Genomic DNA, 13,871 nt, shown 5'->3' with positions numbered 1-13,871 from the left:
CCATCGTGACTTCCTGTTGTCTGTTTTACTTTAAAAATCTGTTTCATTGCTTCGCAGTGATTTGTGTGACCCAAGCGTAATTTTAACCAGACATCTTGACATGATAGAACCGTGTGGTCTAGTTGGACTGAGAGAAAATTAAAGTTTTCTAATTTGATGTAGGCAGTTTACTAGCATCTTGATTTGTGTGATTCGCTATATGATTGTGAGAAAGCATATAAACTATTCATGAAGTGACTTTTTGAGGAAGACAGTGCGAGATGCAATCACTTAAAAATTGAGATAATTACCTCTTGGATGGTAAAACATTAGTATTTTCTAAAATGTTTTTGTTTTAGTCTGTTCTACACTACAACCAGTTTCGGTATCAATCGTCTCTGAAATAGCCACGTCCTGGTCACCACTATCCAGGAAACGAGCTACGATGACTGTGATGTTATCTGATCCACCATCGTCTTTGGCTTGATTGACTAAACGGGTACAAGTCTCATCAGCCGAGGCATTCTGGCTTAGAATTTCAGAAATCTTGAAATCTGAAACGTATTTTGTTAAGCCATCAGTGCATAATAAAAGTGTATCTCCAATTTGCAATCGTGCCTTGTGGACATCGGGATTCAGGTCACTATCATCATGCCCTCCAATCAAGTTGACTAACGTATTCTCCCAGATTTCTGGCACTTCATCAACTTCTAAAACTCCACTAAATACGAGTTCCTCAGCTAGACTATGATCTTTTGTAATCTGTTTCAATTTCGATTGTCGAAACAAATAACATCGACTATTACCTGCATGAACAAGATACAAGCGTGGCCAAATCAAATATGCCATAGTCAATGTTGTACCCATGCCTTCACGTTCAGGGTGTTGTTGAACATCGATTTCGACACGTTTTTCACATCGTTGGAGTGCTTCTACAAGTTCATCATGCAAGTCATCATCCGATTGTTCATCAAGTCTCAGAAACCAGGGCATAGTATTCAACACATATCGGGTAATGCTTTCGGTTGCAATGCGGCTCGCCTGATCTCCAGCAGCGTCTCTACCCATTCCATCAGCAACCAGTAATAATTTGCCCTGTGAATTACCGAACATCCTGGAGTGGTCATCCAACCCTAGACTGCTTGAATGAATTCGCATAGCTTTCTCGAGATCAGCAATTAAGAACTGATCTTGGTTCAAAGATTGTTTAGAGCCAATATGTGATAAGCCAAAGCAATCCATTTTACCTGCCATAATAATCTCCTTTTTTGATACCTATATTACTGGCTAAGAGAACCGATCGAATTGAATTCATTCAAAGCATCTGTTTGTATCGCGAGGTGTGAGCTCACACATTTAGGTTGGGACACTTCTTTGAACAAAATTAAGAGCATACAGCATTCCATTTCTCTCAAATTTCAAGTTGGAAGCAAATAAGAATTCGATAAGTGCTGTTCGTACTTGGTATTAGTAGTTTTACAATAGTCTACGGAAACTCAAAAATAGTAAGTCAAAGACTGTTCTTAAAAGTAGGGGAGCGAAGGTGATGGGCTGAATTCTCACTTCATTGATCGCCATGAAACCACCCTGGTTCCCAGGCGACCAGTAAGCTTCGTTCCCTTTAAATATCTAAAGTCCCCAGTCAAAACAATCAAATCTAAAAAGCTGTAGCGAATCAAACCTCTTCCTCAGTAAAAGAGTTCATTATCAATTGTGTTAAATTTTTAGAATCAATTCTCATTTTCTTGAATGGCACGTTGATTGCAGAAGAGAAAATTAAAACAAATTTGAACTGGAACAAACAATTCTAACATTGATTTTAAGGAGATGATTATGACGACTCGTGAAGAAATACATGGTCAATGGAATGAACTTCGTGGTCGTATTCAAGAACGATGGGGGCAGCTTAGTTCCAACGACCTGGATGAATTAGAAGGTAATACCGACCAACTCGTTGGTAAAATTCAGCAAAAAACGGGTGAAACCAGCCAGAAAATCGAAGCAGAACTTGAATCAATTGTTGAAAACCTATCACAGTCGGCATCTTCAGCTACTGAAAGAATTGGTGAGACTGTCAAAAAAGTACAAGAACAATTTTCACAGGTAAGCGATGTTGCCCGTGAGCAGTACGAGTGTGCTAGTGAATCAGTTCAAGAAGGATATCGTCAGGCAGAACAGACTATCCGCAAACACCCGGCCGAATCAGTTGCCGTCGCCTTTGGAACCGGTTTGATTGCAGGTGTGATTGTAAGCTTGGTTTGGCGCCGATAAGTCATCTGCAATTGACAATTTCCATACTCAAACGGTTAAGGAGAGAGAAGATGATTGATCAGATTGAAGATGTGGAAGATCGCGCTGCTCAGTTGCCACTGTATGCGTCCGGTAGTCAGAATTTCCAGACCGCCTCTTCCAAGCTTTACCAGTATGCAGAGCAAAAACCTATGAAATCTGTGTTGATCGGATTAGGAGTCGGAGTGGGCGCCGGGATTATTCTTGGATCGATTTTTAGAGGTTCAGCAAAATACCTCTCTCAGAATGATGCATTGATCGAGCGAATTGGGAACAACGTGAAGGCTGCATTGTCTGAGGTTGCTCCTTCGTCACTTACAAAACATTTTCGATCTTAGTCTGGCTCTGATTTTCGAAACATGACTTTTCATCGACGTAAGGTTATGTGATCAACAGTCCGTTTTGATAAAGACTGCAATGATAGGGAACACAGTTGTGTCTGACTATTCCAAACTTGAGCGTGCTGAGCAAATTCGTCAAACAATGAGAGAGATTCGACATGATCTGGACGATGATGTGCAACAAGTGAAACAGAGTGCTCATAAGCTCACAAGCTGGCGGTATTACATTAAAAATCATCCCTGGGCTTGTGTTGGGGTAGCGGCTGCGATTGGATACTTAGTCGTTCCCAAAAAACTTAACATTCAAAGCCTCGATGCGAAGACCATTGAAAAACTGGCTAAGAAAAATCGACTGGTCGTTGAGCACAAACCAAAGGCACAAGCTAAGAACAATCTGATTCGAGGAGCATTCACTTTCCTTTCGGGATTGGCGCTCAGGACGGCAACAGCACAAATCGTCCAGCAATTAGCAACTACCTTTGACAAACCAATATCAGACCATACATCAAGTACATTCTCTCAACAGGAGGTTGGTGAGGAGAACGTATCGCAATTTACCACGCGTTAGAGGCACACATTGATCAGAAGGTAAAAAACAATGCAAAATGAGATATTAGATAAACACGTCAGTTTTAGAAGAGGTAAGCCTCAAAGCGATTCACTTGACGCACTTAGTACGAAACTAAAATCTGAGCTCATGCCTGTTATTAAACACTGGGAGCAATGCCTGGGAGAACAGATCAACAAACATCCCCAACTGGCCCTTGGCGTCGGTTTATTATCTGGTGTTGCCTTGGGATGGTGGGTGAAAAGATGAATGAACGTAATGGTCAACCAAAAATGGAACAAGCTAGCAATATGAAGTCTCACTTAGGGGACTTGGGAGCGGATCTCATTACTCTCAGCGAGTTACAACTGGAATTGATCGCTGTAGATACGCGAGATGCCACAAGAGAAGCCACCTATCCCGCTATTTTAGCTTGTCTAGCACTAGGAGTGGCTCTTGGTGTCTGTCCTGTCGCGTTGCTTGGGTTGTCGTGGTGGTTGAGTGATTTTACTGAACTCAGCCAGGCAGCTTCGTCACTCATTGCTGCGAGTATTGGAATGTTAATCGCGGCAAGCCTCTTTTTCTTCGCCTGGAAAGGGTTCAAGCAGAGTTTTACATTGCTTAAGCGTTCGCGTACTGAATTACAAAGTAACATCCAATGGATAAAAAAAATACTTTCCGAGAAACACCGTTACCATCAAGAAATGGTATAGCAAACCGTAATGGCAATCTTAGTACTCCGTATTGAAAGGGAAATGCTCTCATGAATACAACAACCCAACAGTCTTCGGCAAATTTGAATAGGTCGATTTCACAAGACCAACATTCTCAGCAGCAGCAGGGACATGACCAATTGCAACCTGTTGATGATATTGTTGACTATGTCCAGACTTACGCACGTCAGAACCCTGGAACTGCCGCTTTATGGTGTTTTGGGATCGGGTTTATCGTTGGTTGGAAATTAAAGCCCTGGTAATAAATGAATGATGACGAAGACTGATGTTGGTCTTTTGAACCAACTATTCAGCGCATTGTTTGAATGAATGATTCACAATGGAGACTTGCCAGTGCCTAGGCATAATCTATCTCGACAAAAAATTCATAGCGGCGAAAATAACAGAATTACTGACAATACTGACACCGAACAAGATTCCAATTCAATCAAAAATCCGGAATCATTCGAGGGTGTTCAAGACGAAATCACAATTGCTGAGAAAATTGTTGTCAGCCCTTATGGTCGTTTCTCACTGATTATTCTTGCCACTTTGGGAGTTGTACACGCGCTCTACTTTACCAGAGCGATTCTAATACCAATGGCGCTTGCCTTAGTGTTATTTTTTTTGCTGGCCCCATTAGTTCGTTTTCTATGTAGGATTCGTTTTGTTACAGAATCAATTGCCGCTGGGATGGTAGTCATTACGCTAGGTAGTGTAGTTGGACTGGCAAGTTACTTTCTTGCGGACCCCATTTCCGATTGGATTGCTGATGCCCCGACTACATTTCGCAAAGCAGAACAAAAACTACGATTCTTAACAGATCCTGTTGATAAGATTGACGAAGCCTCAGAACAAGTTTCAAAGATCGCTACGGGATCAGAAAAAGATGATGTTGTAAAAGTTGCCGTGCAACAACCGGCTGTTACGAGTTATTTATTGAGTTCTACGCTCAATTTTTTGGCAGGAGCAACCATTACGGTAGTTCTGGTTTATCTGCTCTTGGCAATGGGGCATCGGATTTTAAATTCTGTCGTAGAATTAATTCCTAATCTTAAAAATAAGCGTGGTTTCGTTACGATGATACGAAACGTAGAAATGGGAATTTCTCGTTATCTGATCACTATCACGATGATCAATATTGGTCTAGGCATCATGATTGGAACAGTGTTGGCTGCATTGGGCCTTCCCGATCCCTTTCTGCTGGGGATCATGGCAGCGACGCTTAATTTTATTCCTTTTGTCGGACCTTTTGTTGGTGCAGCAATCGTATTTTTGATTGGTGTTGTGTATCTTCCCACGCCTGCAGAAGCTGCGATTGGTCCGTTGATTTATGCATTCATCAATACTTTAGAAGGAAATGTTATTACGCCGATGATTCTCGGTCGATCAATGAAACTGAACCCCGCATTAGTCTTTATTTGTATTGTTTTTTGGGGATGGGCATGGGGAGTTGCCGGTATTTTGCTTGCAGTCCCACTGATTGGAATGATTAAAATTTCTTGCGACCATTTCAAGTCGCTCCAACCTGTTTCGCGTGTTCTCTCAGGTTAGCTTGAAAGAGAAATCTGAACTCATGATGAGCGATCTATGGAATTCATGATCGCACTGACTCCAGGAATTCGTGGAGACTCGAGACTAAGGAGTTGTAGGCAAATGGGCGCGATATCAATAATTCGTAGCGAGCTTCGTAGTTCGAATTGACTTGGCAACCCTGCTGCAATTAATGGTGCTGTCGAATCTAAGTAGTGCAGGGAACCGTGCGATCCAGCCAGATTACATTTCATCGTTGGGAGACAAAACTCTTTTCCAAGTCGAGCCGTGACCCAAAGGTTTCCTGTATTTTCAGAAAAACTCGTGGCAATACGCTCAAACGCATTTGGGTAATCACCAAATTGAATCTCACTATTTGAAGTAACTTGAGCATCGACTGCAGATAAATCTCCTTTCCAGACCCAGGGGGTTCCATAGCAATCGACGGCATTTCCCTGTTTTTCAAGTGCGGGTTGGAATACCAATCGACCTCGGTCTTGCGTATGAACATGAAATGCTGCTTTTTTAGCGTCATTTAGTCCACTTTCATGGTCTGACCAGATGACTTGGTCAATATCGTTGCACTTCAGCAGGCAGTCAATGACTTCTGTGCGGCGCGTCCAAAGTTCTGGTCGCATATAGATTTGAGCCGACCGCATATTCGGGCAGACTTTCATATCCTCATGGGCTTCCCATGGCTTGCCTGCTTCAACTAATGGAAATTTCTCAAGCACTTCATTGAGGTCAACGGCTGGATTCTCATCCAGGTCACTTTGAGAATGGTCACCCGTAATCAAAATGGCGAACTCCTCCAGCATTTTTTCAATTCCACCTTGTGTTTCGAATAGTTGTCCTAAATGCTCATCAAAGGCTTGTAAGGTGGGAAGCGCATTCTCTGGTCCTTCAGCATGGCTATCGAAATCGTTGTTAGGGAAATAGGCCAAAGTGAAATCTGGCAGGGCGTTCTGTTCTGCAAGTGCCAGAAGATAATCCGCAGTGGCTTCATCATGAAATCCGAAACGACGTGATAAACCTCCACGTGCAGAAAGGGCAGTACCATAAAGAGGAGTAGAAACAAAATCTCCAAGAAACATGCTATGAGGGCCACGCATACTACTTGCTAAAGAAACTCCAGGGGTCAGCTTTAGAAGCGCAGGAGTTGTCGTTTCATGCTCAACCGTCCCGCGATACCACATGAAGTTCACTACCGCGTCGCGCAAAGCACCATGTTGTTCGATCCTTTCGAAGAGTGTAGGGATTTGTAAACGATCCATGTTCAACTTGACTTGAAAATCGTTGATGTAGCGGTCCATGCCTTCGTTTATAATGGCTGGCAAATCTGAACCGAAATAGGCAATTTCATCTGAATTAGTGTCATACCAATAGGCCCCTGATATGCCATGTTCGAAAGGATAAGCCCCTGTCACAATCGAGCAAGTTGCTGCGGGAGTAATTGAAGGGAAGATTGACGTACATTCTGGAATTAATGAGCCTAGGTCAACGAGCTTTTGGATATTTGGCAGTTTTCCGTCTTGTAATGCTGGCAGCACAACGCGGGTCGCCAACGCATCGATGATGATTAGTAACACTTTTTTCATTTAAGAATCGACTCGTTCAATGATCCTCAGATTTCTATCCAAATTACTGATTAGTTAGCTACGAGTGCATTTCGGGGAACGACACTTAGCCACAGCATAGTGCTCACGATGGACAACGTAACAAGGATTACCCTTTAGAACAAGGTTCATTCTCCGATAAGTGGTAACTGAAAGTACCTCTGGAAGTTTTCAGATCAATGTGTCCGCTGACCCGCCAATAAAAACGCGATCTGATAGATTTTAACGAGCAAAAAACAGGCGAAATGTCGGGGTTTTAAGGAGTCCAATACTTTTATTCAAATTGGCATGGTCTTTGCTTTTTTAACTAATTATGGCCAGGAAATAACCATTTTTATTAAACATGCAAAGGAGAAATTTAGATGTTACGCCGCAGTGTAAAACTATTAACCGCAGCAGCAATTTTGGGAATCAGCCCAGCCCTATTATCTGCTCAGATTCCAGTTGAAAGCCCTGGTGCTCAACTCGAATCGAAAGCAAATTCCAATGCTCAGATTAAATCCAAATCGAATGTGACCGATGCTGTTACAGATCGTGTGAAAACGCGACAGGGGGCTAAGTCAAAAATGAAATCCGATACAAAGCTCGATACTAATACCAAGCTTGATTCTAACGTCGATGCTAGAATCAAATCGCGGGGAAAAACGAATACACCTGGTGTCACGCCCCCACCTCCTACGAACACAAACAGTGTGGACGGAGCGATTAAACGAGGTCAGAAAAATGCAGGTGCGAAAGCCAGGGTTCACGGTGGTGCGGATGTAGATGTACCAACACGTCGCAAGACGAATCGACCAATTACAAACGGTAATCGTCCAAATTTAAAAGGGCAGGGCAACTTTCAAATTGACGCGATGGTCCGTCAGGGAACAGCTCATTTAGACATTGATGATGAAACACGTGCTCGTTATCGTTACCACAACGGCCATTGGTGGTACAAGACAGAGAATGACCAATGGCTGATTGACAACAACGGAGTATGGGAACCATTTGACCCTGTAACTTATCGTAATCCAAAGCAATCGAGAGAACAGGATTACTATCAGGAACAGGGTGACGAATATGAAGACTACCAGACTGATGGTAGTTACTACTACGATGACACTGACTATTATTACGACAACAGCTATGGAAACCGTAGATTCTACAATCGTGGAAACGGATATTATGGCAACTGGAATAATAATCGTAACTGGTATGGTAATCGTTTTAACTATAACCGTGGTTTCAACAACCGTGGTCACCGTGGTCAGTGGAATCATGGTCGCAGGAACTTTGGCAATCGCGGAAGTGCACGTCGACAAGGTGCCGCTGTAGGTGCTCAGATTGGGGGAGCCATTGGTGGTAATCGTGGGGCTGCTATTGGTGCTGGAATCGGTGCTCAGATTGCAGACTAAATAAGTTGAGTAACAGCAAAAAGTTTTTGATATGTAATACTTAATGACAGAGTTAAGTATTATGTTCAAGGCAGATCAGCGGGAGGCCCTCTGCTGATCTGTCTTTTTTATGCGCCGACGATGCTTATTTTTACTTCGGTTAGTTTCATATTTTATTGACGAGTAGAACCTAACATGAGCATCTTGCTGGTGGATATCACAGAATATCTATGTGATATAGATCCGGAATATTTTGAATACACTGGAAAATCAAAATAAAAGAGCCTGAGATTTCATTTAATAATATTATTCATGATCTAGCATATCGGACTATGATTTGATTTAATAATATCTGCTTGCTTTCAGAATATTGTGTGATTCAAACAATAGTGAGATCAAATGAATATAGAAACAGAATCTCTTGAAATCTTGATTGCCCATAGCAATCCTGAAACTTTATCTACACTTGATCAAGCCGTACAGGAGCTTGATCATCAGATTGTAGACTTGGTTCAGTCGGGAGAAGATATTATTAAAGCGTGTGAGAAACATGAGCCTGATTTAGTTATTAGTGGGGTGCATATGCCTGACATGGACGGTATTCGGGCACTGACCTTGATTGGAAAAGAGAATCCGGTTCCTGGAATTATAGTGACTCCGAAAACAGACTTGGAACTGGTTGAGGCTGCAGCGCTCGACCATATTATGGCGTGGATGGTCGAGCCTCTCTGTGAGCAGGATTTAGGGCCAACGATTTTACTGGTTTATCGACGTTTCGAAGAATTTGCTGAACTCCGTAAAGAAAATCAAGACTTGCGAATAGCGTTAATAGATCGGAAAGTAATTGAACGAGCAAAAGGCATTCTGATGAAGTCTGCTAGTTTGAATGAAGGAGATGCGTTCAGGCAACTGCAAAAATTAGCTAGTAACAAACGCATGAAGCTCATTGATATTGCTCAGGCGATCATTCATGCCGAGGGTGCCTTAGATATTGTTTCGAACGACTGAATTACCTTAGATTGCATTTGGTAAGAAAAGTTTACTCGTCTAATTATTTGAATCGTTATTTGCATTATGGTTTTTGCTCAAATGCGAAAACAACTCCAGTGTAGAATTCAAAACCTCGTCTAACTGATGATAACGGTCTGCAAAATCTTCACGATCAGTCTTTGCGATGTTGTTTTTTTCAAATACAACTTTGAGTGACTCTGCTTGCTGGCGAATAGCATCAATATCCTCTCTCCGTTTTAAATGACTGGCGATCCCAGTCAGAGATTCCAAAATGCGGAGCGAAACCGCAACACAACTGGCCCCATATTGGCGTACCAGGTTGAATGAGTCATGCAAAACTTCTGGAAATCCATCTGCGGTTGTGACAATTACGCGCGGAATTGAATCTTGATCTCTTCGTATCAGCGTAGGAATGGGGCGTTTGGCAAGCTTTCCAAGAGCACCGCCGAGCCGATCAATACAATTCATTGCTGTAAAAGGATCATTAATTCCTGGGGAGAGTGCCCGTACCGCAACTTCGACCAATTCTAAAGCGGCATAACTGATGTCCTGGCGTGGTGTTCGCGTAGAGCCGATAATGATGACACGATTGACTGACGTCATGAGCATCTCTTCATTCTCAGTGCATTTTTCGTCAGAATCGTATGACCAGACTCGAGCCAAAGTCTGTTGTTTCGTGATAAAATTACCGGGTTTACAGTTCAATTCTATAAGCCCATTCATTTTTGTTGCCAGGGCGATGAGACTATCGCCGTCGATGCCTTCAATATAACCTTCTAAAGCTGCGGGAATGACAATATGTGTATCTCTGAGCTCGGAAAGTATCTCTTCGGGGGCCGAATTTGTATGAACGTCGTCTTCATGATGTTCCCCAACGCGTTCAGGAAACAGTCGATCAATAGTACTGTTTAAGTCTTTCGAGACCGCTTCAATCAATTTCGGAGCTTGGATCGCTGTCGCGACGTGGTGAATAAACCAGATTAACATTCCCATACAGATCAGCCCCAAGGCTAAACCAACTGCGGTACCGACATGTGGAGTAAACGGGGTCGATGAATAATCCGGATCACGCACAGTTCGTAATATCAAGAGACAGTAAAGACTTGTCCCTACGTATTGTCCAATGACGATATCAGCAATGCTGTCTGTCATCACATTACGAACCAGCCGTGAACCATATTGGGATGATGCGATAGAAAGTGTGACAACTGTGATTGAAAACACAACGCCAGCCAGGGCAATTGTGGCTCCGGCTACTGACGAGAGTGTGGAACGTGCTGCTAGTGCAGTTGTTGAGAGAAATTCAATCGTATGATGTGACGAAGCCAGCAACTGATCAATCTGGTTTGTTCCTTCAGCGAGAGCAATTGCCAGTAAAGCCATCAGAGTCGGTATAAACCAGAAACTACTGCGAAACGAATCCCAGATATTGATGAGCCGTGCTTTCATGTTTTGCCCTGGTTCTGCATGAAGTTAGAAATCATAGTCTCAATTTCAGGCAACCTTCTGCATGAAAGTGAAAGGCCGCACAGGTTATCGAGATTCATTTATGAGGAGATATCTTTTCTATCACTCTTTAGAATGAATCACAATGCACTGGTATGAAGCGAATTATTTGAAACTTTATCTTAACGATAAACATAAAAAAACGCTACGAGTTGCCCACATAGCAACCCGCAGCGCCCAGAACCCGAACTCTTTCGAGCTGGCCTTCTAGTTCTGGTTTCCTAGTTATTGTTGTTTTTAGTGTCAACTTCTACATCAATTCCACCTACATTTATCTTTACTCCATACCGTTCAAAGAGTTCTTTATTAAAATCGGGGTCAGCGAAGTTGGGCCAGTGTTTTTCGTCGAAACCTTTTGCCCCTTCAAGTTGTTTTTCTGTGACATTCAGTACTAACAAATACTTGTCCTGGTCTTTTTTACTTCGTTGAACCTTGAAAGCTTTGAACGGAACAGCAAACATTTTGTTGCCAACGCCCAAAAATCCTCCATATGTGACGGCAGCGTAGTTAATCTTACCAGTCGAAGCGTTGAGTACGATGTCGTTAATTTCACCAACATTTTTTCCTTTTGAGTTATAGATATTCATACCAGTCATCTGACTGAAACGAATGTTGGCTCCGGTCGTTTTATCGTCCAATTGACCTGCTTTTGACCGGCTCAGATCATGAGCTTTTTTGTTTCGCTTCACTCCATACCGGTGGTCCAGTTCGTGAGTGAATTTTGAATCAGCAAAGTTGGGCCAATGTTGATCATCAAAGCCTTTGGCTCCTTCAAGTTGTTTTTGAGTTACATTGAGCATTAACGCGTATTCGTTCTTATCGTTTGGGTTTTGCCTGTATTGGAAGGCTTTGTATGGAATAGCGAACATTTTACTGCCAACACCCAGAAGTCCTCCGTATGTCACAGCAACGTAGTTAACTTTACCTGTGGTAGCATTGAGCAAAATGTCATTGATTTCACCAACGTTTTTCCCTTTTGAATTCAGGATATTCATACCTAACAATTTGCTTGCGCGAATATTAGCTCCGGTCGTTTTATCATCCAGGTTACCAGCTTGAGTTACACCGTAATTGATAGCTACTAACCGATTCTGACTATAATTATTATCAGCAAGAGAATTTCTTGCGATAATCACTGTAGAAATTCCAAATGCTATTGTCATAGCAAATACAGCATAATGGTTCATGAATTCTTTCCTCATTTAAAATGGGACTCGATTTATGTGAATCGAGTCCCTTGGATTTCTGCTTGATCAATTCTCACTATCAACTGACAGCTACAATACTACTTCATAATTGCGGTTTCATTACCATTGCGATGCGTCGCGAGTAGTCGTACCGATTTCATTATTGACGGAGTTATGGAATTATTTGGCCAAGACTGTAGTTAATTGCTAGTCAGCTACTAGCATCCACAGGAACTTTCAAATTGGCGAACCTGCTTTTCTGCTTCTTCTTTTGCGATTCCATATCGCTCCTGAATTTTACCGACAAGCTGTTCACGCTTTCCGTCAATTTGGTCCACCTCATCGTCTGTCAGGTCGCCCCATTTTTCCTTGACTTGGCCTTTAATCTGTTTCCATTTTCCTTCGAATTGATCTTTGTTCATTTTTTGTTACCTCTTAATTGAGTATTGTGAATATAGACTGAAACGATTCTTGTTTTCTGCCGAATTTTTCAGAAATTGCTTGGCATGTATTTTGGATGAGAGTTCTCTACTTCTTGAACTTATTCCTTCTTATCAACTTCCACATCTACTGCACCGGTGTCGCGGTTGCGTTCGATTTCGATCTCACCACCCGGAGTTTCAACATCGAGTACTTTTTCTTTGTTATCACAGCCTACAAGAGTAAGAGCTACTGTAGACATAAGCATGAGAGCCCCCGCATGTATCAATGACATTCGAATTTTCTTTTTCATTGGATCTTCCTTATAAAATAGATCTAATTGTGTTCGTGTCAGCGCACCGCTATCCCAAGAACGAGAACGCCTTAAATAACCTCGACTTCACATATTATGCATTGGCGAAGGAGTTTAGTTTTGAACTACCAATAGGATGGTCGTCCATAGAAATCATAAAGCTGCGTTTCATACGCGCGATTAACGGGTAATCGTGGATCATAAGTAGGTGCGTTTTTCACTTGATTTTGCGTTAAATCAATATGAACCTTGCGGTCTTCCCACGTAATATGTGTGATCCAGTCAAACGCAATAATCACTTTTTTACTTGGCAGCCAATCACGTGTATCAATGATTAAATAACGCAAACACCAGCTTTCTGTGTCGATAATCAAATCTTCTACATGGCCGACTGCTCCTTCCATACACTGGATATGGTACCCAGTAATTTCAGAAACGCTTCTCAAGTGTGGATCACCCTCAATCTGTTTCGGTTCCACAGTAACACTAGTATTTGTAGATGAATTAATTGAATCCCAATACATGGGCCAGTTGTAGTATAAAGCCATATTATGTTCATGCTGCCGAGAGACCGGAAGATCGCTCTGGATGGCTGGTGAATCCTCGATGTTTTTTTTCGATAGAACTGTTGGAAGTACATAAGAATCAAAATCTGGCTGACTAACGGCGACAGGAGAGATCAGTACTTGACGTTCTATTAACCAGCCACCAGTGTTAACAACAATGTAGCGTGTAATGTTTAAAACATCATCAAACAAAAAATCCTTTACTTTTCCACACTCACCGTCAGTAGCATCGATATGAAATCTACATAATTTATTAGCACTAAAAAACATTGCTGTCTCCTTTCCATCTTCTATTTGAAGACGAAAAGCAGATCGCGTGCCACTAGTAGAGGATTCATTTTTATTTCTGATGAAATTTCGCTTTTTCATACTTATTACAGTTGTTTTCATACGATTTTTCTACGATCGAGTTTTAAACTCAATCGTATTTTTGCTCGGGATTTCAATGAAAAATATTCACCTGGCGAGCGTTAA

Annotated in this window: 16 protein-coding genes; 9 read left to right on the top strand and 7 right to left on the bottom strand. The window is 42.1% G+C overall.

Annotated features, from left to right (window positions below):
• Positions 1 to 318 precede the first annotated feature (318 nt).
• Positions 319 to 1,233 carry a PP2C family protein-serine/threonine phosphatase gene (locus V202x_RS15465; protein WP_145176660.1) on the bottom strand — a complete coding sequence of 305 codons (915 nt, stop codon included), beginning with the start codon at positions 1,231 to 1,233 and terminating at the stop codon, positions 319 to 321.
• Positions 1,234 to 1,812: 579 nt separating this feature from the next.
• Here V202x_RS15465 and V202x_RS15460 point away from each other — a divergent pair.
• From V202x_RS15460 to V202x_RS15435, 7 genes are all read left to right on the top strand, one after another.
• Entirely contained in the window at positions 1,813 to 2,250 is a 438-nt protein-coding gene (locus tag V202x_RS15460) for a CsbD family protein (RefSeq protein ID WP_197992901.1), read from the top strand.
• Positions 2,251 to 2,300: 50 nt separating this feature from the next.
• Positions 2,301 to 2,606, top strand: a complete 306-nt coding sequence (locus V202x_RS15455) for a hypothetical protein (RefSeq protein WP_145176655.1) — start codon at positions 2,301 to 2,303, stop codon at positions 2,604 to 2,606.
• A gap of 97 nt (positions 2,607 to 2,703) precedes the next feature.
• Positions 2,704 to 3,177: a hypothetical protein gene (locus tag V202x_RS15450; RefSeq protein WP_145176652.1), complete on the top strand. Its 474-nt coding sequence runs from the start codon at positions 2,704 to 2,706 to the stop codon at positions 3,175 to 3,177.
• A 30-nt stretch (positions 3,178 to 3,207) separates the two neighbouring features.
• Positions 3,208 to 3,426, top strand: a complete 219-nt coding sequence (locus tag V202x_RS27555) for a hypothetical protein (RefSeq protein ID WP_197992900.1) — start codon at positions 3,208 to 3,210, stop codon at positions 3,424 to 3,426.
• On the top strand, positions 3,423 to 3,869 hold the full coding sequence (locus V202x_RS15445) for a phage holin family protein (RefSeq protein WP_197992899.1): 447 nt from the start codon (positions 3,423 to 3,425) through the stop codon (positions 3,867 to 3,869). Before V202x_RS27555 ends, V202x_RS15445 begins: the two co-directional genes overlap by 4 nt.
• A gap of 50 nt (positions 3,870 to 3,919) precedes the next feature.
• Complete coding sequence (locus tag V202x_RS15440; RefSeq protein WP_145176646.1) at positions 3,920 to 4,132, top strand: hypothetical protein; 213 nt, start codon at positions 3,920 to 3,922, stop codon at positions 4,130 to 4,132.
• A gap of 91 nt (positions 4,133 to 4,223) precedes the next feature.
• A complete protein-coding gene (locus tag V202x_RS15435; protein WP_197992898.1) occupies positions 4,224 to 5,423 on the top strand; it encodes an AI-2E family transporter in 1,200 nt (399 codons plus the stop codon).
• 20 nt (positions 5,424 to 5,443) lie between these two features.
• On the opposite strand, the gene V202x_RS15430 is transcribed toward V202x_RS15435, so the two are convergent.
• Entirely contained in the window at positions 5,444 to 7,000 is a 1,557-nt protein-coding gene (locus V202x_RS15430; RefSeq protein WP_145176640.1) for an alkaline phosphatase family protein, read from the bottom strand.
• A 380-nt stretch (positions 7,001 to 7,380) separates the two neighbouring features.
• Between V202x_RS15430 and V202x_RS15425 the strand changes: the two genes are divergently transcribed.
• Positions 7,381 to 8,415 carry a hypothetical protein gene (locus tag V202x_RS15425; protein WP_145176637.1) on the top strand — a complete coding sequence of 345 codons (1,035 nt, stop codon included), beginning with the start codon at positions 7,381 to 7,383 and terminating at the stop codon, positions 8,413 to 8,415.
• Positions 8,416 to 8,793: 378 nt separating this feature from the next.
• On the top strand, positions 8,794 to 9,402 hold the full coding sequence (locus V202x_RS15420; protein ID WP_145176634.1) for an ANTAR domain-containing response regulator: 609 nt from the start codon (positions 8,794 to 8,796) through the stop codon (positions 9,400 to 9,402).
• Between the two features lie 39 nt (positions 9,403 to 9,441).
• Here the strand turns inward: V202x_RS15420 and V202x_RS15415 are convergent, their stop codons facing one another.
• The 5 genes from V202x_RS15415 to V202x_RS15400 form a co-directional block, all read right to left on the bottom strand.
• Complete coding sequence (locus V202x_RS15415) at positions 9,442 to 10,854, bottom strand: DUF2254 domain-containing protein (protein WP_145176631.1); 1,413 nt, start codon at positions 10,852 to 10,854, stop codon at positions 9,442 to 9,444.
• A 278-nt stretch (positions 10,855 to 11,132) separates the two neighbouring features.
• Complete coding sequence (locus tag V202x_RS15410) at positions 11,133 to 12,098, bottom strand: PRC-barrel domain-containing protein (protein ID WP_197992897.1); 966 nt, start codon at positions 12,096 to 12,098, stop codon at positions 11,133 to 11,135.
• Positions 12,099 to 12,316: 218 nt separating this feature from the next.
• On the bottom strand, positions 12,317 to 12,520 hold the full coding sequence (locus V202x_RS15405) for a CsbD family protein (RefSeq protein ID WP_145176624.1): 204 nt from the start codon (positions 12,518 to 12,520) through the stop codon (positions 12,317 to 12,319).
• A gap of 119 nt (positions 12,521 to 12,639) precedes the next feature.
• Complete coding sequence (locus tag V202x_RS27550) at positions 12,640 to 12,831, bottom strand: hypothetical protein (RefSeq protein ID WP_232098521.1); 192 nt, start codon at positions 12,829 to 12,831, stop codon at positions 12,640 to 12,642.
• A gap of 125 nt (positions 12,832 to 12,956) precedes the next feature.
• The gene (locus V202x_RS15400; RefSeq protein ID WP_145176621.1) at positions 12,957 to 13,787 is read right to left on the bottom strand and encodes a PRC-barrel domain-containing protein; all 831 of its coding nucleotides are present in this window, start codon (positions 13,785 to 13,787) and stop codon (positions 12,957 to 12,959) included.
• Positions 13,788 to 13,871: the final 84 nt, after the last annotated feature.

It is taken from the genome of Gimesia aquarii (assembly GCF_007748175.1).
Classification (GTDB): Bacteria; Planctomycetota; Planctomycetia; order Planctomycetales; family Planctomycetaceae; genus Gimesia; species Gimesia aquarii_A.
The sequence above is the reverse complement of the archived record's forward strand: the minus strand, read 5'-3'. Positions and strand labels throughout refer to the sequence as shown.

What these genes read in the sequence shown, in the direction of transcription:
- V202x_RS15430 (WP_145176640.1), bottom strand. Translation starts at nt 7,000, where the DNA reads ATGAAAAAAGTGTTACTAATCATCATCGATGCGTTGGCGACCCGCGTT.
- V202x_RS15420 (WP_145176634.1), top strand. Translation starts at nt 8,794, where the DNA reads ATGAATATAGAAACAGAATCTCTTGAAATCTTGATTGCCCATAGCAAT.
- V202x_RS15460 (WP_197992901.1), top strand. Translation starts at nt 1,813, where the DNA reads ATGACGACTCGTGAAGAAATACATGGTCAATGGAATGAACTTCGTGGT.
- V202x_RS15405 (WP_145176624.1), bottom strand. Translation starts at nt 12,520, where the DNA reads ATGAACAAAGATCAATTCGAAGGAAAATGGAAACAGATTAAAGGCCAA.
- V202x_RS27550 (WP_232098521.1), bottom strand. Translation starts at nt 12,831, where the DNA reads ATGAAAAAGAAAATTCGAATGTCATTGATACATGCGGGGGCTCTCATG.
- V202x_RS27555 (WP_197992900.1), top strand. Translation starts at nt 3,208, where the DNA reads ATGCAAAATGAGATATTAGATAAACACGTCAGTTTTAGAAGAGGTAAG.
- V202x_RS15400 (WP_145176621.1), bottom strand. Translation starts at nt 13,787, where the DNA reads ATGAAAACAACTGTAATAAGTATGAAAAAGCGAAATTTCATCAGAAAT.
- V202x_RS15445 (WP_197992899.1), top strand. Translation starts at nt 3,423, where the DNA reads ATGAATGAACGTAATGGTCAACCAAAAATGGAACAAGCTAGCAATATG.
- V202x_RS15415 (WP_145176631.1), bottom strand. Translation starts at nt 10,854, where the DNA reads ATGAAAGCACGGCTCATCAATATCTGGGATTCGTTTCGCAGTAGTTTC.
- V202x_RS15455 (WP_145176655.1), top strand. Translation starts at nt 2,301, where the DNA reads ATGATTGATCAGATTGAAGATGTGGAAGATCGCGCTGCTCAGTTGCCA.
- V202x_RS15465 (WP_145176660.1), bottom strand. Translation starts at nt 1,233, where the DNA reads ATGGCAGGTAAAATGGATTGCTTTGGCTTATCACATATTGGCTCTAAA.
- V202x_RS15410 (WP_197992897.1), bottom strand. Translation starts at nt 12,098, where the DNA reads ATGAACCATTATGCTGTATTTGCTATGACAATAGCATTTGGAATTTCT.
- V202x_RS15425 (WP_145176637.1), top strand. Translation starts at nt 7,381, where the DNA reads ATGTTACGCCGCAGTGTAAAACTATTAACCGCAGCAGCAATTTTGGGA.
- V202x_RS15440 (WP_145176646.1), top strand. Translation starts at nt 3,920, where the DNA reads ATGAATACAACAACCCAACAGTCTTCGGCAAATTTGAATAGGTCGATT.